This window comes from Actinomyces capricornis (genome assembly GCF_019974135.1).
Classification (GTDB): Bacteria; Actinomycetota; Actinomycetes; order Actinomycetales; family Actinomycetaceae; genus Actinomyces; species Actinomyces capricornis.
Genome location: NZ_AP025017.1, coordinates 2,103,409 through 2,129,784 on the forward strand (window position 1 = coordinate 2,103,409; position 26,376 = coordinate 2,129,784).

Genomic DNA, 26,376 nt, shown 5'->3' on the forward strand with positions numbered 1-26,376 from the left:
GAACGACCATGACTGAGCTCATTGACGGCCTGTACTACGAGGGCGAGGCAATCGCCGACACCAAGGCCCCCCACTCCGTGCCCATCGAGCGCCGCTGGGAGCAGCGCAAGTTCGAGGCCGCCCTGGTCAACCCCGCCAACCGGCGCAAGCTGGACATCATCGTGGTGGGCTCCGGCCTGGCGGGCGGCGCCGCCGCCGCCTCCCTGGGCGAGCAGGGCTACAACGTCAAGGTCTTCTTCTACCAGGACTCCGCCCGACGCGCCCACTCCATCGCCGCCCAGGGCGGCATCAACGCCGCCAAGAACTACCGCAACGACGGCGACTCCACCTACCGCCTCTTCTACGACACCGTCAAGGGCGGGGACTACCGGGCCCGGGAGGACAACGTCTACCGCCTGGCCGAGGTCAGCGCCAACATCATCGACCAGTGCGTGGCCCAGGGCGTGCCCTTCGCCCGCGAGTACGGGGGCCTGCTGGACAACCGCTCCTTCGGCGGCGTGCAGGTCTCGCGCACCTTCTACGCCCGCGGCCAGACCGGACAGCAGCTGCTCATCGGGGCCTACCAGGCCCTGGAGCGCCAGGTCCACGCCGGCACCGTCCAGGAGTTCCGCCGCCACGAGATGGTCGAGCTCATCGTCGTCGACGGCCGCGCGCGCGGCATCGTCACCCGCGACATGGTCACCGGCGCCATCGAGACCCACCTGGCCGACGCCGTCGTCCTGGCCTCGGGCGGGTACGGCAACGTGTTCTTCCTGTCCACCAACGCCATGGGCTGCAACGCCACCGCCATCTGGCGCGCCCACCGCAAGGGCGCCTACTTCGGCAACCCCTGCTACACCCAGATCCACCCCACCTGCATCCCCCAGTCCGGGGACTTCCAGTCCAAGCTCACCCTCATGAGCGAGTCCCTGCGCAACGACGGGCGCATCTGGGTGCCCAAGCGCGCCGAGGACTGCGACAAGGACCCGCGCGACATCCCCGAGGAGGCGCGCGACTACTACCTGGAGCGCATCTACCCCGCCTTCGGCAACCTCGTGCCCCGCGACATCGCCTCGCGCCAGGCCAAGAACATGTGCGACGAGGGCCGCGGCGTGGGGCCCGCCATCAAGGAGCGCGACGCCGCCGGCAACGAGCGCATGATGCGCCGCGGCGTCTACCTGGACTTCTCCGAGGCCATCAACCGCCTGGGCAAGGACGCCGTCTCGGCCCGCTACGGCAACCTGTTCGAGATGTACCAGCGCATCACCGGGGACGACCCCTACGAGGTGCCCATGCGCATCTACCCGGCCGTGCACTACACCATGGGCGGGCTGTGGGTGGACTACGACCTGGAGTCCAACATCCCGGGCCTCTACGTGGCCGGGGAGGCCAACTTCTCCGACCACGGCGCCAACCGCCTGGGGGCCTCTGCGCTCATGCAGGGCCTGGCCGACGGCTACTTCGTCCTGCCCGACACCATGAACGACTACCTGGCGCAGATGCTGCGCGAGGGCAAGGTCGACCCCAGCGCCCCCGAGATCGCCCAGGCCAAGCGCGATGTGGAGGAGCGCATCGCCCGCCTCATGGCCCTGCGCGGCACGCGGAGCGTGGACGACTTCCACATGGCCCTGGGGCGCATCATGTGGGAGTACTGCGGCATGGAGCGCTGGGACGCCGGACTGCGCGAGGCCATCACGCAGATCCGGGCCCTGAAGCAGGAGTTCTGGCGCGATGCGCGCCTGACCGGTCAGGCCGACGAGCTCAACCAGGCGCTGGAGAAGGCCGGGCGCCTGCTCGACTTCTTCGAGCTGGCCGAGCTCATGTGCATCGACGCCCTGCACCGCCGCGAGTCCTGCGGCGGCCACTTCCGGTCGGAGTCCCAGACCCCCGAGGGCGAGGCCATGAGGCACGACGACGAGTTCCTCTACGTGGCCGCCTGGGAGTGGGGCGGTGAGGACCGGCCCCCGATCCTCCACAAGGAGGCCCTCGTCTACAAGGACATCGAGCTCAAGCAGCGGAGTTACAAGTGAACATCAAGCTCAAGATCTGGCGCCAGCAGAACCAGGACTCCCCGGGGCACTTCGAGGAGTACGCCATGAGCGGCATCGAGGAGCACATGAGCTTCCTCGAGGTCCTTGACCTGCTCAACGAGCAGCTCTTCGCCGAGGGCAAGGAGCCGGTGGCCTTCGACTCCGACTGCCGCGAGGGCATCTGCGGGCAGTGCGGCGTGGTCATCAACGGCCAGGCCCACGGGCCCATCCGCTCCACCACCTGCCAGCTGCACATGCGCCACCTGGCGGAGGACCCCTCCTTCACCGACGGCTCGACCATCACCATCGAGCCCTGGCGCTCCACCGGCTTCCCGGTGCTGCGCGACCTCATCGTGGACCGCTCCGCCCTGGACCGCATCATCCAGGCCGGCGGCTACATCTCGGTCAACACCGGTGGGGCGCCCGAGGCCCACGCGGCCCCCGTCCAGAAGGAGAAGGCCGACGCCGCCTTCGAGGCCGCCGCCTGCATCGGCTGCGGTGCCTGCGTGGCCGCCTGCCCCAACGCCTCGGCCATGCTCTTCACCGGGGCCAAGATCGCCCACCTGGGCCTGCTCCCGCAGGGCCAGCCCGAGCGGCTGGCCCGCGTGGTGAGCATGCTCAATCAGCACGATGAGGAGGGTTTCGGCGGGTGCACGAATATCGGCGAGTGCGCCGCCGTCTGCCCCAAGTCTGTGCCCCTGGAGGTCATCTCCCGCCTCAACCGGGACCTGGGCCACGCCCTGTGGAAGGGCCAGCACGCGCACTGAGGCACCCGATCGGCTCCGACCGGGGCTCCAGCGGTGCCCGCCGCGCCCGCGCGCTGATCGATGAGGCGCCAGGAGGGGCCGCCCCACTTGGGGCGGCCCCTCCTGGCACCCGGGCGCCGATCGGGGCCGGCGGCGCCCAGGCACTAGGCTGACACCCGTGAACGATTCCAGCGCCCCCCTCATCCTCGGCATCGAGTCCACCTGCGACGAGACCGGCGTGGCCCTGGTGCGCGGCCGCGAGCTCCTGGGCGACGTCACCGCGACCTCCATGGACGAGTACGCGCGCTTCGGCGGCATCATCCCCGAGATCGCCTCGCGGGCCCACCTGCAGGCCTTCGTCCCCACCCTGGATGCCGCGCTGGAGCGCGCCGGCGTTGAGCTCTCCGATGTCGATGCGGTGGCGGTCAGCGCCGGGCCAGGGCTCATCGGCTCCCTGACCGTGGGCGTGAGCGCCGCCAAGGCCCTGGCGGCCTGCCTGGGTAAGCCGATCTACGGCGTCAACCACGTCATCGGGCACCTGGCTGTTGATGAGCTCGTCGAGGGGCCGCTGCCGGAGCGCTTCATCGGACTCATCGTCTCCGGGGGGCACTCGAACCTCTTGAGCATCCGGGATATCGCCACCGACGTCGTCGAGCTGGGCGGCACCCTCGACGACGCTGCGGGGGAGGCCTTCGACAAGGTCGGCCGGCTCCTGGGCCTGCCCTACCCCGGCGGCCCGCATGTCGACCGCCTCTCCCGGGCCGGTGACGCCCGGGCCATCCGCTTCCCCCGCGGCCTGGCCGCGGGCAAGGACAAGCACCGCCACCGCTACGACTTCTCCTTCTCCGGGCTCAAGACGGCGGTGGCCCGGTACGTGGAGTCCGTGGAGGATGCCGGGGGGCAGGTCCCCCGGGAGGACGTGTGCGCGGGCTTCTCCGAGGCGGTCAACGACTCCCTGACCGCCAAGGCGGTGCAGGCGTGCCTGGACCACGACTGCGACACCCTGGTGGTGGGTGGGGGGTTCTCCGCCAACTCCCGCCTGCGCGAGCTGGCGGCCGAGCGCTGCGACCAGGCGGGGCTGAGTCTGCGGATTCCGCCGCTGCGCTACTGCACGGATAACGGCGCCCAGATCGCGGCCCTCGGTGCGGCGGCGGTGCGCGCTGGAGTCCAGCCCTCGCCCCTGGACTTCGCCCCCGACTCCTCCATGCCTCTGAGCCTCACCGTCGCCCACCACCCCTAACTTTCGACAATTTGCATGAGATCGTACTTCTCCAGGCCCGGAAAAGGCCGATCTCATGCAAATTGTCGAAAGGAAGGGGGAGGGAGGGGGAACGTCCGTTAGCGGGTCATGGGGTCCATGGCGATGATCCGATCAGCCAGCTCCTTGGCCTTGCGCTCGGCGGAGCTGCGGCGCAGGCTCTGCCGGACTGCCGAGGGCAGAGTCACCTCCTTGGTGTCGGTGGCAACGACGATGGTGCTGGTGGTGATCGGGAACGGGTGGGCGGTGATCGTGTTGACCCAGATGCGCCCGCGAGCCTCCTCCCAGGTGAGGTTCCGCTGGCGCCCGAAGGGCCCGCGCAGGTGCAGGCCTGAGGCATCGACGACGGTGCGTGCGCGCAGGGTGCCCACCAGGACTGCGATGAGGAGCAGGCCAAAGGCGATGATGATGCCGGCCAGGGCCAGCGATGGCTCGTCGTCGGTCGAGGAGGACATCACGGCCAGGAGCATCATGCCAAGCACGACGAGGGCGGCGCCGAGCAGTGCCGTTATGGAGGCGCAGATCACATGGACGATGCGGGGGTGGATAACCAGTGATGAGTCGGCCTTAGGGGCGCTCGGCGTTCCGATGGGCATTCCATGTGCGGGTGCCGTCTGCGCTGAGGGGATTGTTGGTGTGGGGGAGTAGTCGGTGTTCGTCACGGGCAGAGAGTAGGGAAGGAGTCAAAGAGGGTAAAACTGACGAAAGTCCCAGTTTTCTACTGGAATATGCCGGATAAATTTTAGTGATTCGTGGGTGCCGTCCATTCTGCTACTATCCTTGCCGTCGTCGGGAATCCCGGCCATCCCCTTAATTCCTCTTACTCCCTCGTGAGTGCTGTTGGGCGCAGCGCAGGTGCACGGCGGGCCCGCATCGGTTCCGGCGCCTAGGACCGCCCGCTGCCGATCTCCGGGGGAGCCCATCTCATGAATGGAGCTGCGATGACTGCTGCCTCTGCACCTGGAGCCCCCTCCCTGACCCAGGCCCCGCCGCGTATTCTCACGGTGCCGGCCAAGGTGACGGTCTGGAAGGTGCTCGCACCTGTGCTCTATGTGGTCTGTGGCGCCCTGGCACTCTACCTTCGGATCTACTACCCCTTCACAATCAGCTCCGATCGGGGCCTGTCCAAGCTGACCATCCTGTTGATCGTCGCGGCTGTGGTGGGCACGCCCATCGCCCTCATCGACCTCATCCGCTTCCTGTCCGCGCCCCGCCCCCGCCTGGCCGTTGATGCCCAGGGCATCGACGACGGCATCGACCGCTCCTCGGCGGGGCTTATTCCCTGGGCGGCTGTTGCGGGGTTCAGTGTGACACTTCAGTCCAGCAGCTGGAGCCGCCCGCAAGTGGTCCATGTCCATCTCACCGATCCCCAGGCCATGCTCAACTACCTGCGCGCCAATGGCCGGAATGTCAAGGCTCTGGAGAAGGCGATGCGGCGCGGCAACCCCACCATCGTTCTCAAGCCCGCGCTCCTGGGGATCCCTGCCTCCAGTCTCATCGGCATCCTGGAGAGCGAGGGTGCCAAGCGAGCGGGGTGGGCTCCGCAAGCGCCGGGCCTGAGCCGCACCGCGGCCAAATGACCCCCCACTTTCGACAATTTGCATGAGATCGTACTTCTCCAGGCCCGGAAAAGGCCGATCTCATGCAAATTGTCGAAAGTAGGGGAGGGTCAGGGGCGGGAGGCGGAGGCCAGCACCTCGGTGGGTCGCAGAGGGCGCCCGGCCCGCGCCTCGGCCAGCAGCAGCCTGACCGCAGCCTCCTTCATCCCCCCGGCCGCCCCGGTCGCGGCGATCTGCCGCTGATAGGAGGCCCCCGCCTCCAGGGTGGAGCGCACCCCGTTGAGCTCGGTGGCGCAGCCCAGGTCCTCGGCCACCGGGGCCAGGTCCACCAGCATCCGCTCCACCGTCGCCGCCACCGGCTCCTCCTCGCCCGCGGCGTTGATGATGAGGGAGGCCTCCATGCCGTAGCGCGCCGAGCGCCACTTGTTCTCCGCCACGTACCAGTCCGGCAGGGTCTCCAGGGGGCGGCCCTCATCGAGGCGGCGGGAGAAGTCCTCCACCAGGCACTGGGTCAGGGCGGCGATCCCGGCCAGCTCGGTGAGGTTGGTGGCGGCGTCGCAGGCGCGCACCTCGATGGTCCCCAGGCGTGGTGAGGGGCGCACGTCCCAGCGGATCTCGGAGAACTCCTCGATGACGCCGGTGTGGATGAGGTCGCCGGTGTAGGCCTCCAGCTCCTCCCAGGCCTCGAACTGCTCGGGCGCCCCAGCGGTGGGAAGCTGCTGGAACATCATGGCGCGGTTGTCGGCGTAGCCGGTGTCCTCCCCGGCCCAGAAGGGGGAGGAGGCGCTCAGGCACTGCAGGTGGGCGGTGCGTGTGAGCAGGGCCCTCAGGATCGGCAGCACCTTGGCGCGGTCCTCCACGCCCACGTGCACGTGGGTGCCGAAGATGAGCATCTGGTGGCCCCACAAGCGCGTGCGGTCCACCAGGCGCGCGTAGCGCTCGGCGTCGGTGACCTTCTGCACCAGGGGGTCGGCGAAGGGGTGGGTGCCGGCCGACCCCAGGTCCACGCGCAGCGGATCGGTCACCGGCAGGACCCGGTCGAAGGCCATGGCCAGGTCCTCCATGCACTGGCCCACGGTTGTGCGCGCCCCCGAGACCAGCTCGACGGTGTTGAGCATCATCTCCCCGTGCACGTGCGGGTCATCTCCGACCCCTGCCAGCACTTCCGCGGCGCACTGGCGCAGGTCGAGGCTGTCGCGGTCGATGAGGGCCAACTCCCACTCCACCCCCAGGGTGGAGCGGGGGGAGGGCGCGAAGGCCAGGGGCTGGCGGCGGGGCGTGGTCTGCGTGGCGGGCGTGCTCATGGCGCGGCTCCTTCGGAGCAGGGTCGGATGCTGGTGGTCTGCGGGGCGGCCGGTGCTCCGGTCCGCTCGGGGCCGGAGCACCGTGGTGCGTGCCGGTGCGGGGTCGGCGGGGCGGGTGCGCCGGCTCGCGGTCCAGTGCGCTCCCGGTTCTCAGGAGGCGCTGGTCGTGGCTGTCGGGGTGGGCGGATACGGTGGTGGGGCTCCCGCCCCGTGGGCCTCCTCGGCCTGGAGCGGGTTGGGGCCCGTCAAGGGCTCGGCGACGACGACCGCCCCCTTGGCGTCAGGGCCCAGACGGGTGAGGATCCAGGTCTCGCCGGCCTCGCCGCTCAGCCGCAGGGAGGCGCGCAGCGCCTCGGGGGAGACCTCCACTCCGCGCTTGCGGATCTCCAGGCGGCCGATGCCGCGCTCGCGCACGCGGGCGCGCAGCACCTTGAGCCGCAGCGGCAGGACCTCCGTGACGCGCCAGGAGCGCAGGAAGGGCGCCACGGGCGCCTCGGGCACGGCGTCGCCGGTGAGGTAGGCGATGCGCGGGGCCACCGGGCGCGCCCCCAGGGCCTGGGCCAGGTAGGAGACCAGGCCGGCGCGGATGGCGGCGCCGTCGGGCTCGTGGATGAGCTCGGCCAGCGCCCCGGGGGAGTCCATGCACTCGGCCTGCTCGGGGGGCTGGGAGGGGTCCTTGACGGCGGGGTCCGACAGGGTGATGGCCCGCATCTCCCCCGAGGCCTGGGACTGCAGGAGGAGGGCGGAGCGCCCGCGCCCCTCCACCGCCAGGGGCCCGCACCAGATCCCCGCCTCCACGAGTTGGCCATCGACGCTCACCCACTGCACATGGGCCTCGGAGGGCAGAAGTGCATGATCGATGCCGGGGGCCACCTTGACGCCCAGCGCCGGGATGCGCTCGCGCAGGGCCAGCACTCCGCTGAGGGGAGGGGACCACTGCTCGGGGTCGATGCTCCGCCTGCCCTGCGCGCGGCGGGCGGGATCGGCGAAGACGGCGTCGACCCCGGCCCCCTCCAGGTCCACCTCCAGGGCGTCGGCGCATCGGACCTCGGCGTGGGGGAAGTGCATGAGGTTGACTGTTGCCAGGGCGGCCGTGGCCTCATCTCGCTCGACGGCCAGGACTGGCAGGTCCAGGCCCGCCAGGGCGATGGCGTCCCCTCCGATGCCGCAGCCCAGGTCGGCGACGCGCCTCACCCCCGCGGCGGCGTAGCGCGCGGCGTGGCGCGCGGCCACCTCCAGGCGGGTGGCCTGCTCCAGCGCCTCGGGGGTGAAGAGCATGGAATCGGCGAAGGGGCCGAACTTGGCCGCTGCCCGTGCCCGCAGGCGCTGCTGGGTCAGGGCGGCCGCCACCAGGGCGGGGGAGTGCCCCTCCGAGCGCAGGCGCTGCGCCAGCTCCAGGACCCGGTCCGGGTCGTAAGGGGGCAGGGAGCCCAGGAAGGCCCATCCCTGCGGCGTCAGCAGCAGGGCCGTGTGCGAGGCGGCGTGCGAGGTCTGCGAGTCGGCATGGGAGTCGGCCATCGCCGCTGATCATTCCATGCCTGGCGCGCCGGCGGGGAACGGCCTGGCTGACGCCGTGGGCGAAACCGGGACACGCATTGGCACTCGCGTTGACTGAGTGCTAACGACGTCGTAGATTTCGGTGCGGGCGCATGAGTGCTCCCCATCCGTGTGCCGGCCCAGGTCGGCGGGTGGGCGCGCCATGCGACTCGCACTCCGAGCAGTGCCGGGCCGACCCCCGCGACGGCGGTCAGGCGCTATGCGGGGGCGATCAAGCCGTTCCACTGCAACGCTGAGAAGCGAGAAGGGGAGGTCCGCAATGTCGATCTCCATCAAGCCGCTGGAGGACCGCATCGTCGTCCAGACGGTTGAGGCCGAGCAGACCACCGCGTCGGGTCTGGTGATCCCGGACACCGCGCAGGAGAAGCCCCAGGAGGGCAAGGTCGTGGCTGTGGGCCCGGGTCGTGTCGACGACTCCGGCAACCGCATCCCGGTCGACGTCTCCGAGGGCGACGTGGTCATCTACTCCAAGTACGGGGGCACCGAGGTCAAGTACGCGGGCGAGGAGTACCTCATCCTCTCGGCCCGTGACGTGCTGGCCGTCGTCACCAAGTAATCGGATCCGTGCCGCCATTGGCGCTGCTGCTGGGCGGCCGTGAGTCCCTTCAGGGGCGGGCATCTGCGGATGCCCGCCCCTGAGTCCGCCTGGGAGGGGCGTCCGCCTGGGGGCTGCTCGGGCGGGGCCGACGGCGGCCCTGGCGCCGACGGCGCCGCTGCCTCGGTGGGCGCCTAGGGCCGGGCCTCAGGCGGGCTCGGTGGTGATGCGCCGGCCGGCCTGCTCGTGGTAGGCGCGCCGCTCGTCCTCGCTCATGCCGCCCCAGACGCCGTAGGGCTCGTGGGTGCGCAGCGCATGGCTGCGGCACTCCTCCAGTACGGGGCAGCGCCGGCACACCGCCTTGGCCCGCTCGTCGCGGCGGCGCCGCGAGCTGCCGCGCTCTCCCTCGGGGTGGAAGAACATGGAGGAGTCCATGCCCAAGCATGCTCCGCGGTACTGCCACTCCCACAGGGCTGAGATCGGCCCCGGCAGACGTGAAGCATCATGCATGAATCGATTCCCCCCTTGGAAGCAACTCGACGGAACGCCGACGGCGACTCATACATAACAGTATGATCGCAGGGCCGGCAAATCAAGAAGATATGCCCGGTTCGCCGCGAATGTCCACTCTATTGTGGGCATATGACGTCGTCATTCTTATCTGGAAACGACGGTCATATCGTGCCGCGTGATTGACGCGCCGCGTGTCCGGGATCTCCCATGTCAGTTATTCTCCCAGCCTATGCCCGGCGGGCCCGATGGTCGAGGCCGCAACGGGTGTGGTGAAGGTCTCGTGAGACGTGTATTATTGACTCAGTGGTTGAATCGGTGTGGGCTCTGCGATCCGCGGCGGCCGCCCGCGCCGCATGGCGGCCCGAGGGTCCCGGCGGAATCCTGGCGGCGATATGCGCCGGCAGCAGCGGTGGTCATACGATGGCTGCGTGAGCGACTCGATCACCAGCCCAGACATCTTCGCCCCCACCGGACTGACCTACGACGACGTGCTGCTGCTGCCCGGGCTCACCGACGTCGTGCCCTCGGAGGTGGATACCTCCTCCCGCCTGACCAGGCGGATCCGCCTGTCCGTGCCGCTCCTGTCGGCGGCCATGGACACCGTCACCGAGGCGGAGATGGCCATTGCCATGGCCCGTCAGGGCGGCCTCGGCATCCTGCACCGCAATCTGTCCATCGAGGACCAGGCCCAGCAGGTCCGCCGCGTCAAGCGCTCGGAGTCGGGGATGGTCACCGACCCGGTCACGGTCGCGCCGCAGGCGACGATCTCCCAGGTCGACGAGCTGTGCGGGCACTACAAGGTCTCCGGCCTGCCCGTGGTCGATGAGGAGGGCGGCCTGGTCGGGATCATCACCAACCGGGACCTGCGCTTCGTGCCCCCCGAGCGGTGGGACGCCATGGAGGTGCGCGAGTGCATGACCCCGCGCGAGCGGCTCATCACCGGAAGCACCGGTATCTCCCGGGAGGACGCCAAGGCGCTCCTGGCTGAGCACCGCATCGAGAAGCTGCCCATCATCGACGACCAGGGGCATCTGACCGGCCTCATCACCGTCAAGGACTTCGTCAAGACCGAGCAGTACCCCTCGGCCACCAAGGATGAGGCGGGCCGCCTGGTGGTGGGCGCGGCCGTCGGCTACTGGGGCGACACCTGGGACCGGGCCGCGGCACTGGCCGAGGCCGGGGTGGACGTCATCGTGGTGGACACCGCCAATGGCGGCGCCGCCCTGGCCCTGGAGATGATCTCCCGGCTGAAGACCGATCCCGCCTTCGGCGGCGTGGAGATCATCGGGGGCAACGTGGCCACCCGCGAGGGCGCCCAGGCCCTCATCGACGCCGGCGCCGACGCCGTCAAGGTGGGCGTGGGGCCGGGCTCCATCTGCACCACCCGTGTGGTGGCCGGCGTGGGCGTCCCCCAGGTCACCGCCGTCTACGAGGCCGCCCGCGCCTGCACCCCCGCAGGCATCCCGCTCATCGCCGACGGCGGTCTGCAGTACTCCGGCGACATCGCCAAGGCGCTGGTGGCCGGGGCGGACACCGTCATGCTCGGCTCCCTGCTGGCCGGGTGCACCGAGTCCCCCGGGGACCTGGTCTTCGTCAACGGCAAGCAGTGGAAGCGCTACCGCGGCATGGGCTCCCTGGGCGCCATGAGCTCGCGCGGGCGCACCTCCTTCTCCAAGGACCGCTACTTCCAGGCCGATGTCTCGGGTGATGACAAGCTCATCCCCGAGGGCATCGAGGGGCAGGTCCCCTACTCCGGGGCGCTGGGCGACGTCGTCTACCAGCTGGTGGGCGGGCTGCACCAGTCGATGTTCTACGTCGGTGCCCGCACCATCGCCGACCTCAAGGAGCGCGGACAGTTCGTGCGCATCACCAGTGCGGGCCTCAAGGAGTCCCACCCCCACGACGTCAAGATGACCGTGGAGGCCCCCAACTACACCGGGCGCCAGGAGGCCTGAGGCGCCCCGCGGGGCCCGGGCGCCCGGGCCCTCAGGACGAGGGCAGCGGCCAGGAGGTCTGCGCCCCCTCGCGGCCGGGATTGGCCCGGCTCAGCCACTCGTTGAAGCTCTGCGCCCACTGGCGGTGCGCCCGCGCCTGCCAGGGGACGAGCTCCTCAACGGCCAGGCGGCCGACCTCGGGGTATGCCGCGACCAGTGCCTCCAGGACATCCAGGGTGGCGGCCACATCCACCTCGGCGGTGTGCAGGGCCCCCGCCTCCACGCCGTAGACGGTGCACAGGTCGCTCAGGCGGCGCTTGCCCCTGCGCCACCGGTCGACGCCGCGGTCGATGACCAGGGGGTCGGCGATGGGGCCCAGCTCGCGGCCCAGGCGCTCGCGCATGGTGGACAGGCCGTGGCGGGCGAGCTCGGCCTCCAGGAGCGTGAGGTCGTAGGAGCTGTTGAAGGCCACCACCGGGGTGCCGGCGCCCATCGCCGCCACGAGCCGGTCACTGACCTCGGCCAGGACCTCCGCCAGCGGCCGGCCCTCGGCGCGGGCCCGCTGTGTGCTCACCCCGTGCACGGCGGTGGCCGCCTCGGGGATCTCCACGCCGGGGTCGGCCAGCCAGGTGCGGGTCTCCTGGCTACGCGTGCCGTCGGGCAGCCTGGGGCCTCGGGCCACCAGGGCGGCGGTCACCAGGCGGTCCTGGCGGGGGTCGACCCCCGTGGTCTCGGTGTCGAATCCCAGGAGCGGGCCCTCCACCCAGGTGGCGGGGGCTGCTGAGGGGCGGGGGGCGTCAGGGCGTGCGTGGCTCATGGCAGGAGCATGCCACCGGCCTATGACACCAATGCGGGGCATGCCGGAGCGGGGCGCCGGGGGCCTAGGATGCCCGCATGAGCTCAGAGATCGAGATCGGACGCTCCAAGAGGGCCCGCCGCGCCTACTCCTTCGACGATATCGCCCTGGTCCCCGCCAGGCGCACCCGCGACACCACCGAGGTGCGCGTGGGCTGGCAGATCGACGCCTACCATGTGGACCTGCCCGTCATGGCCTCGCCGATGGACTCGGTGATGAGCCCGCACACGGCGATCATGGTCGGCGAGCTCGGCGGCATCGGCGTGCTGGACCTGGAGGGCCTGTGGACCCGCTACGAGGACCCCGCCCCGGCCCTGGAGCGCATCCGCCAGGCCCCGCCGCAGGAGGCCACCCGCGTCCTGCAGGAGGTCTACCGGGCCCCGGTCAGACCCGAGCTCATCACCGAGTGCCTCAGCCGCATCCGCCAGGCGGGCGTCGTCGTCGCCGGGCGGCTGAGCCCGGCCCAGACCCAGCGGCACTGGCGCACCGTGGTGGAGGCGGGGGTGGACCTGCTGGTCATCCGCGGCTCCTTCGTCTCGGCCGAGCACGTCTCGGGATCCGCCGAGCCCCTCAATCTCAAGCGCTTCATCTACGAGCTCGACGTTCCGGTCATCGTGGGCGGGGTGACGACCTACACCGCGGCCCTCCACCTCATGCGCACCGGGGCCGCCGGGGTCCTGGTGGGCCAGGGCGGCGGGGCCTCCTCCTCGGTGCGCCAGGTCCTGGGCCTGCACATGCCCATGGCCACCGCCGTGGCCGACGTCGCCGGGGCGCGGCGCGACTACCTCGATGAGTCCGGGGGCCGCTACGTCCACGTCATCGCCGACGGCTCCGTGGGCAATTCCGGCGACGTGGTCAAGGCCATCGCCTGCGGTGCCGACGCCGTCATGCTCGGAGCCGCCCTGGCCCGCGCCCAGGAGGCCCCGGGCGGCGGCTACCACTGGGGCGCCGAGGCCAGGCACGAGCGCCTGCCGCGGGGCTTCCGCAGCCATGTGGGAACCGTGGGCACCATGGCCGAGATCCTCAACGGCCCCTCGGACCGCGCCGACGGCACCCTCAACATCATGGGGGCCCTGCGGCGCACCCTGGCCACCACCGGATACAGCGACGTCAAGGAGCTCCAGCGCGTGGAGATCGTGCTGGCCCCCTACGAGGCCTCGTAAGGCCGCCCCGGCCGCCCGCCAACGCGGGCCGGGGAAGGAGACCGGTGCGCGCTTGGGGGCCGGTGAGCGGTCGCCGCGACGCCCCGCCCGCTCCCGGTGAGGGGGTGCTCGCGCCCCAGCTCCGATGAGAAAGGCTCCTAGGACTATTCATCGCGCTGATTGGTGCACCTGGCGGGCAATCTCCGGTACTGTCATGCCCAGGCAGTCGCCGCGCTGCTGCGTACCGGCACACGGGGGCCACACGCACCCACCATGCCGATCCCTGCACCACAAAGGAGTTCCACATGGCCCAGGTCACCGCCACCATCGCTTCCAAGGTCGGTCTGCACGCCCGTCCTGCCGCCACCTTCGTCAAGGCCGTCGCTGAGAAGGGTGTTCCCGTCACCATCGCCAAGGAGGGCGGCGCTGCCGTGGACGCCTCCTCGATCCTGGGTGTCATGACCCTGGGCGCCGGCTTCGGCGATGTGGTCACCCTGACCTCCGAGGCCGACGGCGCCGAGACCGCCCTGGAGGAGCTCAAGGCCCTCCTGGAGACCGACCTCGACGCCTGAGCCCAGGCAGCCCATCGGTGGGGGCGCGTCCCGGTGGGGACGCGCCCCCACCGCGCTCTCGGGTCCGGGCCGTGCGGCCTGAGCCGCCCGGGTGATCCGGGCGATCCACCCGCGCTCAGGGCGCCGTCGCGCTGGGGGCTGGCGGTCCGCACGCCGTCGGGCTGAGCGGCGACGGCGGCAGGGGCCGCTGAGGGCCCGGGCCGGGCGCCGCTACTGCGCGCCGGTGCCCGAGCCTCCCCCCGGCGTGGGGCGCACCAGCCACCACAGCCCCATGCCCGCAGCGATGACCAGCAGTCCCAGCCCCGACCACAGGTTGGCGTTGTAGCCGCCGGTGCGGGCCATCTGCCAGTGGTCGGTGGCCAGGGCGGCGCAGGCCAGCAGGAAGACGCCGATGAGTCCCAGGGCCCCGGCGATCACCGCCCGGATGTCGGTCAGGGAGCGCTTGTTCATATCCGTTCCTGTTCTGCTCGGATCGATGCGTCAGTGGAAGACGCTGTTGAGGGTGATGACCAGGGCCGCGGCGATGATCGCCAGCGGGACGGGACGTCGGTACCAGGGCAGCTCGTGCAGGTGCGGGTCGGTGCGCTCGCTCTTGGGGGTCAGGGAGTAGACGAAGCCCTGGAGCTCGGCCTCGGGCTTGGGCTGGGTGACCATCGTGACCGCCACCGTGACCACGACGTCGACGACGAAGGCCACTCCGGCGGCCAGGAAGGCTCCCCCCTGGCCCGGCATGGACAGCACCTCGGTCCACAGCAGGATGTTGACCGCCAGGGCGCCCAGGGTCCCGGCCACCAGGCCCACCCAGCCGGCGGCGGCCGTGGCCCGCCTCCAGAACATCCCGATGATGAAGGTCGCGAACAGGGGCGCGTTGAACATCGAGAACAGGGTCTGGAGGTAGTCCATGAGGTTGGAGTAGTGCGAGGCGATCAGTGCGGTGAGGATCGCGATCGCGGAGGCGGCCAGGGTCGAGAGCCTGCCGACCCTGAGGTAGTGGGCGTCGTCGGCGTCCTTGTTGAGATAGCCCTGGTAGATGTCCACCCCCCACACCGTGTTGAAGGCGGAGATATTGGCGGCCATACCGGCCATGAAGGAGGCCAGGAGACCGGTGATGGCCAGGCCCAGCAGACCGTTGGGCAGCACATCGCGCATGAGGTAGAGGATCGCGTCGTTGTACTCGTAGGCGCCTGTGGCCCCGGCCTTGAGCTGCTGGACCTCGATGACCAGGACGCCTGCGACCATTCCGGGCACGATGACCAGGAAGGGCACCAGCATCTTGACGAAGGTGCCGATGATCGGGGTGGACTGGGCCGCGGAGATGGAGTCCGAGGCCATGGCGCGCTGGACCTCCACGAAGTTCGTCGTCCAGTAGCCGAAGGAGAGCACGAAGCCCAGGCCGAAGACCAGGCCCACTACGGACAGCACATCGGAGCTGAAGCCGGAGATCGCATTGCCCGGCCAGGAGTGGAGCTGCTGGGCGGGATCCGAGCCGGCCGCCAGTGCGCTGTTGGTGATCCGCGTGGTCAGTCCGTCCCAGCCGCCCACGCGGTGCAGGCCGATGATGGTCAGCGGCAGCAGCGCCGCCACGATGACGAAGAACTGGAGCACCTCGTTGTAGATGGCCGCCGACAGCCCGCCCATCGTGATGTAGGTGTAGACGATGACGGCCGCGACGATGAGCCCCACCCACAGGGGCCAGCCCAGCAGCCAGTTCATGATCTTGCCCAGCAGGAAGAGGTTGATGCCGGCGATGAGCAGCTGGGCCAGGGCGAAGCTCAGGGAGTTGACCAGATGGGCCGCCACGCCGTAGCGCTTGAGCATGAACTCTGGCACGGAGCGGACCTTGGAGCCGTAGTAGAAGGGCATCATCACCAGTCCCAGGAAGAGCATGGCCGGGATGGCGCCGATCCAGAAGTAGTGGAAGGTCGGCATGCCGTACTGGGCGCCGTTGGCCGACATGCCCATGATCTCCACCGCACCCAGATTCGCCGAGACGAAGGCGATGCCGGTGACCCAGGCCGGTAGTGAGCGGCCCGAGGTGAGGAACTCATCGGAGGTGGTGGCCTGGGCGCGGACCATGAGGCCCACCCCGATGACGAAGGCGAAGTAGATGACGATGGGGATGTAGTCGTACCACTCAGCCTCGATGAGCGTGGCCGAGGCGGAGGCCAGGGGGGAGGACATCGATGTACCTCAGCAATCCGGGAGGGGATGGCGGACGAAGATCACGTCTTTGTCACAGGCTAGCCCCTCGGCGCCGGGGAGGGAAAACGCTGAGGGCGCCCTGGCAGCCCGATCGTGTCCCATCCGCCCGATGCCGTGTGCGGGGCCATGGCACCAGGGGCGTCCGGGGCCCGGGTGCCTGGCGTCCATCGGGCCTGCCGCAGCGCCCCGGTAGGGTGGGTGCCATGACGATCATCGCGGCGGCGGACGGATCCGCCCTGGGCAATCCCGGCCCGGCGGGCTGGGCATGGTATGTGGACGAGGGCTGCTGGGCGGCGGGAGGCTGGCCGAGCGCCACGAACAACCGTGGCGAGCTCACCGCCGTCCTGGAGCTGCTGCATGCCACCCGGGCCGCGGGGCTGGCAGGGGAGGATCTGCTCATCCAGTGCGACTCCCAGTACGTCATCAACTCCCTGACCAAGTGGATGGCCGGGTGGAAGAGGCGCGGCTGGCGCAAGGCCGATGGCAAGCCGGTGCTCAACGCCGATCTCATGCAGGCCCTCGATGAGGCGCTCGCGGGCCGTTCGGTGCGTTTTGAGTGGGTGCGCGGCCATGTGGGCCACCCCATGAACGAGGCGGCGGACTCCCGTGCCCGCGCGGCGGCCACCGCCTACCAGCGTGGGACCCCGGTACCCGGCGGGCCGGGATGGCCGGGGGCGGGTGAGGGAGACCGCGGCCCCGCCGTCGTCGGATCCTCTGAGGACGACGACGGCGCTGTGGTCCCCGGGGCGACTGCGGCCCGCCGTGCCCGGCTGCGCGAGGAGAGCGGCACGCTGTTCTGAGCCGGTCCGGCCACCTCCTGCCGACGGCGCCGGCGGCTGGGCGCAGGCATCGCCCGTCTTCACAGATTGAGCACAGGGTGGTCATGCCGGCGCCATAAGGCGGCTCGGCAGGGTTGAGCCATGACCGCAAGCGCCGCCCTCCCGCTCTCCCTTGACAGCATCTCCTTCCATGGCCTGGCCGTCCTGCGCGAGCGGGTCCCCACCGCGGTGCTCTTCGCCGCCTCGTCGCTGTCCAGCTGGATGGTGGACTACATGCTGGTGCTCATCCTCAGCGGTATGACCGGGTCGGTCCTCGGTGCGGTGGTCAGCGCCCGCCTGGTGTCCAGCGCGATGAACTTCCTGGTCAACCGGAGCCTGTTCGCCGCATGCGAGCGGGACTCCGCCTCCCTGGGGCGTGCCGCGATGGGCTACGCCACCGTGCAGGCCTGCCTCATGAGCGCCTCCTACCTCGGGCTCGAGGCCCTCACGGCGGTGGGCCTACCCCTGTGGCTGGCCAAGATCCTGGCCGACTCCACGCTCTTCGTCGTCAACTACCTGGCCCAGTCCCGCCTCGTCTACCGCTGACCTCCGACCTAACCTTTCGACAATTTGCATGAGATCGTACTTTTCCGGGCCCGGAAAAGTACGATCTCATGCAAATTGTCGAAAGGAAGGGTTAGAGGAGGGTGACGGCCTGGCGGGCGATGGCCAGCTCCTCGTTGGTGGGCACGACCAGCACGGTCACCGCGGAGCCGGGAGTGGAGATGACGCGGGCCCCATCGGCGCGCTCCTCATTGGCCGCCTCATCGAGCTCGATGCCCAGGAAGGCCAGGCGCTGGCACAGCTCGCGGCGCAGGCGGGCGTCGTTCTCCCCGATGCCGGCGGTGAAGGTCAGGGCGTCCAGCCCGCCCATGACGGCGGTGTAGGCGCCCACGTACTTGGTCAGCCGGTGCAGGTAGACGTCCATGGCGTCGCGGGCCTCCTGCTCCCCGGCGGCCACGCGCTTCCACACCTCGCGCATGTCGTTGTCCCCGCTCAGGCCCTTCATGCCCGAGCCGCGGTTGAACAGGTGGTCGATCTCATCGATGCTCATGCCCGCCACACGCGCCAGGTGGAAGACGGCCGCCGGGTCGATATCCCCGGTGCGCCCGCCCATGACCAGGCCCTCCAGGGGCGTCAGGCCCATGGAGGTCTCCACGGCGTGCCCGGCCACGACGGCGGAGGCCGAGGCCCCGTTGCCCAGGTGCAGGACGATCTGCTTGAGGTCCGCCCGGCCCAGCAGCGCGGAGACCTCGCCGGAGACGAACTGGTGGCTGGTGCCGTGGGCCCCGTAGCGGCGGATGGAGTAGCGGTCGGCGACCTCGCGGTCCAGGGCGTAGCGGGCGGCCTCCTCGGGCAGGTCCTGGAAGAAGGCGGTGTCGAACACGGCCACGTGGGGCACGTCGCTCAGGAGGCTACGTCCCACCTCGATGCCCTTGAGGTGGGCGGGGTTGTGCAGCGGGCCCAGCGGCACGAGCTCCTCGATGAGGGCCACGACGTCGTCGTCGATGAGGGCGGGGCCGGAGAAGTGGCGCCCGCCCTGGACGACCCGGTGCCCCACGGCCACGATGTGGGCCTCGGCCAGGGAGGGCCCCTTCTCCTCGAAGAGGCGCAGCACCTGGGCCAGGCCGGCGCCGTGGTCGGGTACGGCCTGGGTGATCTCGGTGGTCCGGCCCTCGTGCTTGTGGGTGATGGCGCCGGTCTCCTCCCCGATGCGCTCGACCAGCCCGGAGGCCAGGGCCCGGCCGGAGTCGGGGTCGACGAGCTGGTACTTGATGGAGGAGGAGCCGGAGTTGATGACGAGGACGGTGCGCTGGGCCTGCTGGGTCACGAGGGGGCCTTTCGGTGGTGGACGGGGGTGCTGACGCCGGTGCGGCCAGTGGGCCGCTGCGGATCGGGGGAGCGGGGCGGCGGTTCCGCTCAGCCCTGCGCCTGGACGGCGGTGATGGCCACGGTGTTGATGATGTCCTCCACCAGGGCGCCGCGCGAGAGGTCGTTGACCGGCTTGTTCAGGCCCTGGAGGACGGGGCCCACGGCGATCGCGCCGCTGGAGCGCTGCACCGCCTTGTAGCCGATGTTGCCGCTGGACAGGTCGGGGAAGATGAGGACGTTGGCGCGCCCGGCCACCGCCGAGCCCGGGGCCTTCTTGGCCGCCACCGTAGGGTCGACGGCGGCGTCGTACTGGATGGGGCCGTCCACGGCCAGCTCGGGCGCCTTGGCGCGCACCAGCTCGGTGGCCTCGCGCACCTTGTCCACGTCCGCGCCCTGGCCGGAGGCGCCCGTGGAGAAGGACAGCATGGCCACGCGCGGCTCCACCCCGAACTGGACGGCGGTGGCCGCCGAGGAGATGGCGATGTCGGCCAGCTGCTCGGCGGTGGGCTCGGGGTTGACGGCGCAGTCGCCGTAGACCAGGACCCGGTCCTCCAGGAGCATGAGGAAGACCGAGGAGACGATGGAGGTCCCCGGCTGGGTCTTGATGATCTGGAAGGAGGGGACGATGGTGTGCGCGGTGGTGTGGGCCGCCCCGGAGACCATGCCGTCGGCGTCGCCCATGTGCACCATCATGGTGCCGAAGTAGGACACGTCCTGGACCTTCTCGCGGGCGTCCTCCAGGGTCACGCCCTTCTTGGCGCGCAGGCGGGCGAACTCCGCGGCGTACTTCTCCAGCAGCTCGGGGTCCTCGGTGGAGACCACACGGGCGGCGGCGATGTCCAGGCCCAGCTCGGCGGCGCGGGCGCGCACGGCGGTCTCGTCGCCCAGGAGCACCAGGTCGGCGATGCCGCGGCGCAGGATGGCGTCGGCCGCACGCAGGACGCGGTCGTCGTCGGGCTCGGGCAGCACGATGGTCTTGCGCTCGGCGCGGCTGCGCTCGACCAGCTCGGCCTGGAACATGATGGGGGTCACGACGCCGGAGGGCTCGACCTCCAGCGCGGCCAACAGCGCATCGACGTCGGCCTCCTGCTCGAAGGTGGTCACGGCCACGTCCAGCTTGCGCTCCGAGCCGTGGGCCAGCAGGCCCCGCAGGGAGCCGGAGATCGAGGCGGCCTCGAAGGTGTCCAGGGGGGAGGCGATGACAGGGATGGAGATGCCCAGGCCCTCCAGCAGGCGCATGGCGTGGGGGGCGACCTGGAAGCCGCCGTTGAGGACCAGGCCGGAGAGGACCGGGAAGCTGGAGGAGGCCTGGGCGGCGGCCAGGGAGATGAGGACGGCGGAGCGGTCGGCCGGCACGATGGCCAGCTGGCCCTCGCTCAGGCGCTCCAGGACGTGGGAGACGTCCATGGCGCACACCAGCACGGACTCGGCCTCGCGCTCCAGCAGGGCGGGATCGCCGGCGATGAGGGTGCCCTGGACATTGGCCATGACCTCGCGCACCGAGGGGGCGGCCAGCAGCGGGACCTCGGGCAGGGTGGTGGAGGCCACGCCCTCGATGCCGGCCAGGGCCTGGGCCACCGCCTGGCGGGTCTCGGGGCGGCACTTGTTGGCCACCACCGCCACGGTGCGGGCGTGGTTGTCGGCGATCTCGGCGATGGAGACCTCGACGCTGCCCACGACGTCCTCGGGGTCGTGGGCCCCGGAGACGACCAGGAGGATGGGGGCGTCGATGTTGGCGGCCACCCGGGCGTTGAGCTCGAGCTCGGGGTTGCCCACGACGTCGGTGAAGTCCGAGCCGTCGATGATGACGACGTCGTGCTCGCGGGCCATGGTGCGGTAGGCCGAGACGATCCGCGACAGGGACTCCTCGGGGTCGGCGTGGAACTCATCCCAGGTGGCGCCCACGCAGAGCTCGGGGGCCGTGGTCGAGCCCGAGCGGGCCAGCAGGAGGTTGAGGAAGTCATCGTTATCGCGCGACTCCACGAAGGGGCGGAAGACGCCCACCTTGGCGACGACCTTGGTCAGTGAGGCCACCAGTCCGAGGGCCACCGTTGACTTCCCGGTTCCGGCATTGGGTGAGGCGATGTAGATACTGCGCGCCACGTTGGGTCCTTTTCGCATCTGTACTGTGGGCGGGAGCCGGCGGGACGTTCCGCTGCTCCTCACCGCCCCAGTCTGCCCTGCGAACCGTTCCTTATGCGACCAAGGTCCGTGTGAGTTGTGGAATTGTTGTGAGAAACCGCATGATTCCGGGGATTGTGGGCGCCGCGCGGCGCTGGATGCCCGATGGGCTGCGGCGGTCATCGAGCACCTGGGGCCCGCGGCGGGGCGTCAACCGGTGGGCTCCATGGCTGTGGGGCGCAGGAGGGCGAGGAGCCCGACGGCGCCCAGGATGAGCATGCCGATCGCCGAGAGGATGACGATCCACATGTCATCCAGGCGCTGCGAGGGTGCGGGGGCCCTTGCGGCGATGCCGTGGAGGAAGCCGAGGCATGCGGTGGAGGTGGCCAGGGAGCTGGCGGCGACGGCCATGCGCAGTGCTCGCCGGATGGCGGGCTGGGGGATGAGGAGCTGCAGTGGCGGCAGGGTCATCCATGCCGTCATCGCGATGAGGCACCAAAGGGCGGGACTTCGCAGGGCGGAGTGTCCCAGGGAGGCCAGGAGTGCGCGCGTGCTCAGCGCACAGATCGTCCAGACCGCGGCGCAGTGGGCGATGAGCAGGCCGTCCCTCCAGGTGACATGGGGGTCCTGACGCTGCCATCGGTCGACGTCGTTGAAGAATCCTCTGGGGAATCTGTCCAGGTTTCCTGGCGCCATGGTCTCTCCCCTCTCACGTGGAGGTCAGCCCTTGGCGGTGCGGGACTCACCTGCGCGCCCGTGGCCGCTGGTTCTCGTGCATGCGCATCTCCTCACCCAGAGGAGATCTGAGTCGTTTTCACCGTAAGTTGTCGGCGCAGGAGTGTCAATCCTTGGGGATTCGGGTGGGTTGGACTGCTGATTCAGTGGGAGTTATCCGCATGATGGCTGGGATACCTCGGGAGGTATTCTGCTGCTGCGTCGATTCGGCGCCGGTGCTGATATGCCTGTCACGACGGCGCTTGGGTTGGCGGAAAAGAGGCTTGCCGAGGAAAGGCTCAGCGCAGCAGCGGCAGCGCCGAAAGGATGGTCAGCGCGATGACGATCGGCTCGAAGACCCGCTGGTTCATGCGATCGGCCAGGGAGCGGCCCGCCAGCGCGGCCAGGACCACCATGGGTGCGCCGGCAGCCGCCACGGCCAGGGTGGTGGGGTTGACCAGGCCGATCGCGATGGAGAAGGGCAGCTTGACCAGGTTGACGGCGAAGAAGAACCAGGCGGTGGTGCCCAGGAAGGCCTTGACCGGGTAGCGGCAGGCCAGGAAGTACATGGAGGTCACCGGTCCGCCCGCGTTGGCGACCATGGTGGTCAGGCCCGCCAGGGTGCCGTACAGCAGGCGGGCGGGGCGGGAGGAGGCCGTGTCGTGCCCTGCGGGCGCGGCGGGGGCGCCCGGTGCTGCGCAGCGATGGCGCTGCAGGAGGGTGACGGCGATGAGAATCAGCAGGATGACGCCGATGGCGCGCCGGATGGCGGTATCGGAGGCCAGCTGCAGCAGGAGCGCGCCCGTGGCCACTCCTGTGATCACCGAGGGCACTAGGCGCCGCAGCATGGCAAGGTCGGCATCCCTGCGGTAGCTCCATACCGCCAGCAGGTCCCCGGTCATGAGCAGGAGCAGCATGAGCCCGGTGGACTCCCTGGCGGGCAGGATCGCCGCGCACAGGGCCACCGCGAGGGTGGCGGCTCCGGGCAGGGCGGTCTTGGCCAGGCCCGCCAGGGCGGCGGCCAGGAGCAGGAGGATCCAGGACAGGGCCGGGAGCTCGGGGAGCACGGAGGGAGTACTTGGGGTGGTTCGGGGCGGTCGGGTATGCGACCCAGTATTGCCCCAGTGGTGCCCAGTCAGGGCGGTGGACATCCCGCGCGGGAACAGACAGATACGAGGAGCCCCGGCTTCCGGCGTTGCGGGCGCTGCCGGGGACTATGAGATGGAGGGCGCCGGAGAGGTGCTGAGGCCGTTGAGGGCTGCGCCGTGCTCCTCAAGGATCTCCGGGCAGCCCGCGCACGGTACGTGTGTTCGGCAGGTCGGGCGAGCTGTGGCGATCTCGGTAGGGGTCCCGCCCGCGATGCGGAGGCGCAGGGTGCCTGATTGTTGGCTAGTGGAGGCAAGTGAGATGTATGTCTCAAAACAACTATGATGTTGTGCGGGATACCTAGAGATAGGTACATTGCTGCTCATGACGTCACGTGATCGGCTTCTTGAAGCCATGGGGGACCTGATGTGGGAACGTGGTTACAGCGCCGCCAGCCCGAGGGCGGTGCGTGAGCGCTCCGGGGTGGGCCAGGGCAGCATGTATCACCACTTCCCCACCAAGCACGATCTGGGTGTGGCGGCCCTGAGTCGCACATGCGAGGAGACTGTGGCCCCCTCGGTGGAGCCTTTGCTGGGCGGGGGTGATCCGGTGGGTCGGCTCACCGAGTACCTGACCCGCCCGCGTCAAGCCCTCAAGGGCTGCCGGGTGGGGCGGATGACCCAGGATCCGGCGGTGGCCGCTGATGATGAGCTGCGCGCCCCGGTGGCCGAGGCGTTCCGTGGTATCCACGAAGCCTTATCCCAGGTGATCCGTGAGGCCATCGATTCAGGTGCCCTGTGCGCGCACCTCGATGCCGACCGCCTGGCTTGCACGATCTCGGCGACCATCCAGGGAAGTTACGTCCTGGCTATGGCGCAGCAGGATTCTGAGCCCTTCAGAAAAGCCTGTGCTGGAATGCTGGATCTGCTTCAGGTTGCGGGTGCTCCGCCATCCGGGCAGTCCGATCCCGCACGTCCCTCCCCTGTATCCCAGCCCCCGGCCGTTGCGCCCGCCAAGGCCGATTCCACCACTGTATCCACTCGATAAGGAGAGATATCATGACTGTTCGCGTAGGCATTAACGGATTCGGTCGCATTGGGCGCACTTATCTGCGCGCTGCGCTGGCCAATAACGCAGAAGTTGAGGTCGTTGCCGTCAATGACCTCACCGATGCGGCTACCTTGTCCACCCTGCTGGAGTGGGACTCCGTGAGCGGTCACCTCGACGGCGTCGCCGCGGATGAAGGAGTTCTGAGCGTGGGGGATCGCAACATCAGGGTCCTGTCTGAGCGCGACCCCGCCTCTATCCCGTGGGGATCGCTGGGGGTTGACGTCGTTATCGAGTCCACCGGGCTGTTCACAGCCGAGGACAGGGCCGCTGCCCATCTCCGGGGAGGTGCGAAGAAGGTGATCGTCTCAGCGCCGGCCAAGGGGGCTGTGCCCACCTTCGTGCTCGGTGTGAACGATGACGTGCTCGACGTGGGAGCGGCGGATGTGTTCTCCAACGGTTCGTGCACCACCAACTCTCTAGCGCCTCTGGCGAAGGTTCTTCACGAGTCCTTCGGCGTGGAGTCCGGCCTCATGACAACGGTCCATGCCTACACCGGTGACCAGCGCATCCATGATGCTCCGCACACTGATGTGCGCCGGGCGCGGGCCGCGGCCGCATCCACTATCCCGACCTCCTCGGGCGCCGCCAAGGCCATCGGCCTGGTCATCCCCGAGCTCGACGGACGCCTGACTGGTGCTGCGCTACGTGTGCCGGTCCTGGTCGGTTCTATCACTGACCTGACCGTCGTGACCTCTCGGCCCACCAGCGTTGACGAGGTCAACGAGGCCTTCCGACGGGCCGCGCAGGACGGTCCGCTGGACGGCTACCTGCAGTACTCTGAGGCGCCACTGGTCTCCCATGATGTTGTCGGCAACCCGCACTCCTCGATCTTCGACGCCCCGCTTACCGAAGTCATCGGCAATCACGTCAAGGTCTTCGGCTGGTACGACAACGAGTGGGGTTTCTCCAACCGACTCGTGGAGTTCTCCGAGAGGGTTGGCGCTCAACTGTGATGTCAGAGCGGGGAACCCGATGGGATGTTGCCGATCTTCGCTGCTGAGAGAGAGCAACGGACTTCTTGGGGTTGATTTCCCTCTGTGCTCGTAGGAATCTGCTTTACCCACAGTTGAAGAGAGCCTTCTTCACAGACCGGGGCAGGCACTCTCTCGAGTTATGACCTGCGTCGTATCTTCGTGGCCCATTAGATTTTAGGAGATGATTTAAAGAAAGTACGAAGCATATTTCCCCTGACAGGAAATAGAATATATTCTGTCGTAGTATAGTTTGCACAAGTCTGTCGGGCATTGTCTCAATATTAAGTGTCGAGATATGGCGGTCATGAAACAAGATCGTTTGTTTGGGTTTTTATTGGGAGGTGTTCAAAGTCGTAGTCGAAGGTGCGGCTGTTGATGTAGTCGATGAATGCTGCGCAGGTGTTCTCGGGGGTGTCTTTCTGGATGTTGGCGATGCTGGCCTTGGCGGCGTTCCAGACGTGCTCGGTCGGGTTGTGGTCCGGCGCGTAGGGCGGTAGGTAGATGAGTCTGAGGCTCTCGAACTGGCCTCCTGGCTCGATCATCTCCTTAAGAGCCCTGGCGTGATGGAAGGCGGCGTTGTCCAGTACCACGGCGATCTTGTTGGCGCCTGTTTCCCTGATCAAGCGGGCCAGGGCCAAGATGATCTGCTCGGCGTTCTGGTTTCCCTCAATGGGGTAGACCTTCATCTTCTTACTGCGCAGGCTCAAGGCCCCGAAGAAGGAGTGCGCCGAGCGCGTGCGATCGACGTGGATCTTGGTCCGCTCGCCCTTGGGCAGCCACATGCGGCGGGTCTCGGCCTCGTGCTCGATGCGGACCTCATCGACGGTGCACACCTCCCACCCACCGGCCAGCAGGTCGGCGACCTCCTGGCGGATCTGGGCCATGCGCTGGGTGATGGCCTCTTCGTCGCGGCGCTTGTCGAAGGGGTCGGCCAGTTTGAAGCTCATGCCCAAGAAGCGCATCAGCAGCTGGTAGGAGGAGTTAGAGGCGTACTGGACGCCGAACCTGGCCTGGACCACATCACGCAGGGCAGGCACGTCCCAGAACTGGGCCTTGATCCCCGACTGCTCGGGCGGCAACCTCAGCGCCTCTTCGAGCTGGGCTTTTTGATCCCCGGTGAGCTTGGCCGCGTTCTGATTTCCGGCATGACCGCTGACCACCGAGCACAGCCTGGAGCGCCGCCAATCCGAGAGCCATTCCCTCACGGTTCTCGCGGTGCGGTCGACCATCTCAGAGATGATGCCCGTATCAACACCGCGGGAGGCGTAGAGAACCGCCTCGGCTTTCAATCTCACAAGAATCAGCGTGTCATTGCGCTTCTTCCACCTCAAAAGGACCTCGCGCTCTTCCGATGTCACATCAACCCTCATACACCCATTTTATACCGCGCCCGCGCTAAACTCCACCCAAGAACGCACCGGAATACGATTTTGTTTAAAGCCAGCCAGAACAAGGGGAACAGGGTTCTTGGGCCAATCAATGGAACGCTGTTTA

The 26,376-nt window shown here is 69.2% G+C and carries 24 protein-coding genes; 12 read left to right on the top strand and 12 right to left on the bottom strand.

Going from position 1 to position 26,376, the window contains the following annotated elements; translation table 11 throughout:
* The first annotated feature begins 8 nt into the window (after nt 1–8).
* The 3 genes from MANAM107_RS08520 (at nt 9) to tsaD (ending at nt 3,995) form a co-directional block, all read left to right on the top strand.
* Nucleotides 9–2,009 carry a fumarate reductase/succinate dehydrogenase flavoprotein subunit gene (locus tag MANAM107_RS08520; RefSeq protein ID WP_223907347.1) on the top strand — a complete coding sequence of 667 codons (2,001 nt, stop codon included), beginning with the start codon at nt 9–11 and terminating at the stop codon, nt 2,007–2,009.
* Nucleotides 2,006–2,776 carry a succinate dehydrogenase/fumarate reductase iron-sulfur subunit gene (locus MANAM107_RS08525; RefSeq protein ID WP_124932607.1) on the top strand — a complete coding sequence of 257 codons (771 nt, stop codon included), beginning with the start codon at nt 2,006–2,008 and terminating at the stop codon, nt 2,774–2,776. The genes MANAM107_RS08520 and MANAM107_RS08525 overlap by 4 nt, the downstream gene beginning before the upstream one ends.
* 157 nt (nt 2,777–2,933) lie before the next feature.
* Entirely contained in the window at nt 2,934–3,995 is a 1,062-nt protein-coding gene (tsaD, locus tag MANAM107_RS08530) for a tRNA (adenosine(37)-N6)-threonylcarbamoyltransferase complex transferase subunit TsaD (protein WP_223907351.1), read from the top strand.
* Nucleotides 3,996–4,093: 98 nt separating this feature from the next.
* Here the strand turns inward: tsaD and MANAM107_RS08535 are convergent, their stop codons facing one another.
* Complete coding sequence (locus MANAM107_RS08535) at nt 4,094–4,675, bottom strand: hypothetical protein (protein ID WP_223907353.1); 582 nt, start codon at nt 4,673–4,675, stop codon at nt 4,094–4,096.
* A 279-nt stretch (nt 4,676–4,954) separates the two neighbouring features.
* Here MANAM107_RS08535 and MANAM107_RS08540 point away from each other — a divergent pair, with 279 nt between their 5' ends.
* Nucleotides 4,955–5,593, top strand: coding sequence for a hypothetical protein (locus MANAM107_RS08540; protein WP_223907356.1), 639 nt, complete (start codon nt 4,955–4,957; stop codon nt 5,591–5,593).
* Nucleotides 5,594–5,682: 89 nt separating this feature from the next.
* On the opposite strand, the gene MANAM107_RS08545 is transcribed toward MANAM107_RS08540, so the two are convergent.
* Together MANAM107_RS08545 and MANAM107_RS08550 are read right to left on the bottom strand one after the other, a co-directional pair.
* Entirely contained in the window at nt 5,683–6,876 is a 1,194-nt protein-coding gene (locus MANAM107_RS08545; RefSeq protein ID WP_223907359.1) for a glutamate--cysteine ligase, read from the bottom strand.
* A 150-nt stretch (nt 6,877–7,026) separates the two neighbouring features.
* Nucleotides 7,027–8,394, bottom strand: a complete 1,368-nt coding sequence (locus MANAM107_RS08550; RefSeq protein WP_223907362.1) for a class I SAM-dependent methyltransferase — start codon at nt 8,392–8,394, stop codon at nt 7,027–7,029.
* A 298-nt stretch (nt 8,395–8,692) separates the two neighbouring features.
* Between MANAM107_RS08550 and groES the strand changes: the two genes are divergently transcribed.
* Complete coding sequence (groES, locus tag MANAM107_RS08555) at nt 8,693–8,989, top strand: co-chaperone GroES (protein ID WP_124932604.1); 297 nt, start codon at nt 8,693–8,695, stop codon at nt 8,987–8,989.
* 186 nt (nt 8,990–9,175) lie between these two features.
* Here the strand turns inward: groES and MANAM107_RS08560 are convergent, their stop codons facing one another.
* The gene (locus MANAM107_RS08560; RefSeq protein ID WP_179900358.1) at nt 9,176–9,478 is read right to left on the bottom strand and encodes a WhiB family transcriptional regulator; all 303 of its coding nucleotides are present in this window, start codon (nt 9,476–9,478) and stop codon (nt 9,176–9,178) included.
* A gap of 395 nt (nt 9,479–9,873) precedes the next feature.
* Between MANAM107_RS08560 and guaB the strand changes: the two genes are divergently transcribed.
* Nucleotides 9,874–11,436 carry an IMP dehydrogenase gene (gene guaB, locus MANAM107_RS08565; protein WP_223907365.1) on the top strand — a complete coding sequence of 521 codons (1,563 nt, stop codon included), beginning with the start codon at nt 9,874–9,876 and terminating at the stop codon, nt 11,434–11,436.
* Nucleotides 11,437–11,467: 31 nt separating this feature from the next.
* Here guaB and MANAM107_RS08570 read toward each other — a convergent pair whose 3' ends face one another.
* Nucleotides 11,468–12,232 carry an exonuclease domain-containing protein gene (locus MANAM107_RS08570; protein ID WP_223907369.1) on the bottom strand — a complete coding sequence of 255 codons (765 nt, stop codon included), beginning with the start codon at nt 12,230–12,232 and terminating at the stop codon, nt 11,468–11,470.
* A gap of 77 nt (nt 12,233–12,309) precedes the next feature.
* Between MANAM107_RS08570 and MANAM107_RS08575 the strand changes: the two genes are divergently transcribed.
* On the top strand, nt 12,310–13,434 hold the full coding sequence (locus MANAM107_RS08575; RefSeq protein WP_223907372.1) for a GuaB3 family IMP dehydrogenase-related protein: 1,125 nt from the start codon (nt 12,310–12,312) through the stop codon (nt 13,432–13,434).
* Nucleotides 13,435–13,718: 284 nt separating this feature from the next.
* Nucleotides 13,719–13,985 carry an HPr family phosphocarrier protein gene (locus tag MANAM107_RS08580; RefSeq protein ID WP_179900580.1) on the top strand — a complete coding sequence of 89 codons (267 nt, stop codon included), beginning with the start codon at nt 13,719–13,721 and terminating at the stop codon, nt 13,983–13,985.
* Between the two features lie 210 nt (nt 13,986–14,195).
* Here MANAM107_RS08580 and MANAM107_RS08585 read toward each other — a convergent pair whose 3' ends face one another.
* Together MANAM107_RS08585 and MANAM107_RS08590 are read right to left on the bottom strand one after the other, a co-directional pair.
* On the bottom strand, nt 14,196–14,435 hold the full coding sequence (locus tag MANAM107_RS08585; protein ID WP_179900579.1) for a hypothetical protein: 240 nt from the start codon (nt 14,433–14,435) through the stop codon (nt 14,196–14,198).
* Nucleotides 14,436–14,465: 30 nt separating this feature from the next.
* Complete coding sequence (locus tag MANAM107_RS08590) at nt 14,466–16,166, bottom strand: sodium:solute symporter family protein (RefSeq protein ID WP_223907375.1); 1,701 nt, start codon at nt 16,164–16,166, stop codon at nt 14,466–14,468.
* 224 nt (nt 16,167–16,390) lie between these two features.
* Between MANAM107_RS08590 and MANAM107_RS08595 the strand changes: the two genes are divergently transcribed.
* Together MANAM107_RS08595 and MANAM107_RS08600 are read left to right on the top strand one after the other, a co-directional pair.
* Entirely contained in the window at nt 16,391–16,987 is a 597-nt protein-coding gene (locus MANAM107_RS08595) for a ribonuclease H family protein (protein WP_223907377.1), read from the top strand.
* A gap of 120 nt (nt 16,988–17,107) precedes the next feature.
* A complete protein-coding gene (locus MANAM107_RS08600; RefSeq protein WP_223907380.1) occupies nt 17,108–17,551 on the top strand; it encodes a GtrA family protein in 444 nt (147 codons plus the stop codon).
* Nucleotides 17,552–17,642: 91 nt separating this feature from the next.
* Here the strand turns inward: MANAM107_RS08600 and MANAM107_RS08605 are convergent, their stop codons facing one another.
* From MANAM107_RS08605 to MANAM107_RS08620, 4 genes are all read right to left on the bottom strand, one after another.
* Entirely contained in the window at nt 17,643–18,836 is a 1,194-nt protein-coding gene (locus MANAM107_RS08605; protein WP_223907383.1) for an acetate/propionate family kinase, read from the bottom strand.
* Nucleotides 18,837–18,925: 89 nt separating this feature from the next.
* Complete coding sequence (gene pta / locus MANAM107_RS08610) at nt 18,926–20,980, bottom strand: phosphate acetyltransferase (protein WP_223907386.1); 2,055 nt, start codon at nt 20,978–20,980, stop codon at nt 18,926–18,928.
* Between the two features lie 228 nt (nt 20,981–21,208).
* Nucleotides 21,209–21,694: a pre-mRNA-splicing factor gene (locus tag MANAM107_RS08615; RefSeq protein WP_223907389.1), complete on the bottom strand. Its 486-nt coding sequence runs from the start codon at nt 21,692–21,694 to the stop codon at nt 21,209–21,211.
* A 317-nt stretch (nt 21,695–22,011) separates the two neighbouring features.
* Nucleotides 22,012–22,779: a sulfite exporter TauE/SafE family protein gene (locus tag MANAM107_RS08620; protein WP_223907392.1), complete on the bottom strand. Its 768-nt coding sequence runs from the start codon at nt 22,777–22,779 to the stop codon at nt 22,012–22,014.
* Between the two features lie 403 nt (nt 22,780–23,182).
* Here MANAM107_RS08620 and MANAM107_RS08625 point away from each other — a divergent pair, with 403 nt between their 5' ends.
* Together MANAM107_RS08625 and gap are read left to right on the top strand one after the other, a co-directional pair.
* Nucleotides 23,183–23,845 (top strand): TetR/AcrR family transcriptional regulator, encoded by a 663-nt coding sequence (locus MANAM107_RS08625; RefSeq protein WP_223907395.1) that lies wholly within the window; start codon nt 23,183–23,185, stop codon nt 23,843–23,845.
* Between the two features lie 11 nt (nt 23,846–23,856).
* Complete coding sequence (gene gap / locus MANAM107_RS08630) at nt 23,857–24,861, top strand: type I glyceraldehyde-3-phosphate dehydrogenase (RefSeq protein WP_223907399.1); 1,005 nt, start codon at nt 23,857–23,859, stop codon at nt 24,859–24,861.
* A 323-nt stretch (nt 24,862–25,184) separates the two neighbouring features.
* Here gap and MANAM107_RS08635 read toward each other — a convergent pair whose 3' ends face one another.
* Entirely contained in the window at nt 25,185–26,252 is a 1,068-nt protein-coding gene (locus MANAM107_RS08635; protein WP_223907402.1) for an IS630 family transposase, read from the bottom strand.
* Nucleotides 26,253–26,376 lie beyond the last annotated feature (124 nt).

Coding starts and splice junctions, on each gene's coding strand:
- MANAM107_RS08520 (WP_223907347.1), top strand. CDS start 9: ATGACTGAGCTCATTGACGGCCTGTACTACGAGGGCGAGGCAATCGCC.
- MANAM107_RS08540 (WP_223907356.1), top strand. CDS start 4,955: ATGACTGCTGCCTCTGCACCTGGAGCCCCCTCCCTGACCCAGGCCCCG.
- MANAM107_RS08545 (WP_223907359.1), bottom strand. CDS start 6,876: ATGAGCACGCCCGCCACGCAGACCACGCCCCGCCGCCAGCCCCTGGCC.
- MANAM107_RS08550 (WP_223907362.1), bottom strand. CDS start 8,394: ATGGCCGACTCCCATGCCGACTCGCAGACCTCGCACGCCGCCTCGCAC.
- groES (WP_124932604.1), top strand. CDS start 8,693: ATGTCGATCTCCATCAAGCCGCTGGAGGACCGCATCGTCGTCCAGACG.
- MANAM107_RS08560 (WP_179900358.1), bottom strand. CDS start 9,478: ATGCATGATGCTTCACGTCTGCCGGGGCCGATCTCAGCCCTGTGGGAG.
- guaB (WP_223907365.1), top strand. CDS start 9,874: ATGCGCCGGCAGCAGCGGTGGTCATACGATGGCTGCGTGAGCGACTCG.
- MANAM107_RS08570 (WP_223907369.1), bottom strand. CDS start 12,232: ATGAGCCACGCACGCCCTGACGCCCCCCGCCCCTCAGCAGCCCCCGCC.
- MANAM107_RS08575 (WP_223907372.1), top strand. CDS start 12,310: ATGAGCTCAGAGATCGAGATCGGACGCTCCAAGAGGGCCCGCCGCGCC.
- MANAM107_RS08580 (WP_179900580.1), top strand. CDS start 13,719: ATGGCCCAGGTCACCGCCACCATCGCTTCCAAGGTCGGTCTGCACGCC.
- MANAM107_RS08585 (WP_179900579.1), bottom strand. CDS start 14,435: ATGAACAAGCGCTCCCTGACCGACATCCGGGCGGTGATCGCCGGGGCC.
- MANAM107_RS08590 (WP_223907375.1), bottom strand. CDS start 16,166: ATGTCCTCCCCCCTGGCCTCCGCCTCGGCCACGCTCATCGAGGCTGAG.
- MANAM107_RS08595 (WP_223907377.1), top strand. CDS start 16,391: ATGACGATCATCGCGGCGGCGGACGGATCCGCCCTGGGCAATCCCGGC.
- MANAM107_RS08600 (WP_223907380.1), top strand. CDS start 17,108: ATGACCGCAAGCGCCGCCCTCCCGCTCTCCCTTGACAGCATCTCCTTC.
- MANAM107_RS08615 (WP_223907389.1), bottom strand. CDS start 21,694: ATGGCGCCAGGAAACCTGGACAGATTCCCCAGAGGATTCTTCAACGAC.
- MANAM107_RS08625 (WP_223907395.1), top strand. CDS start 23,183: ATGACGTCACGTGATCGGCTTCTTGAAGCCATGGGGGACCTGATGTGG.
- gap (WP_223907399.1), top strand. CDS start 23,857: ATGACTGTTCGCGTAGGCATTAACGGATTCGGTCGCATTGGGCGCACT.
- MANAM107_RS08635 (WP_223907402.1), bottom strand. CDS start 26,252: ATGAGGGTTGATGTGACATCGGAAGAGCGCGAGGTCCTTTTGAGGTGG.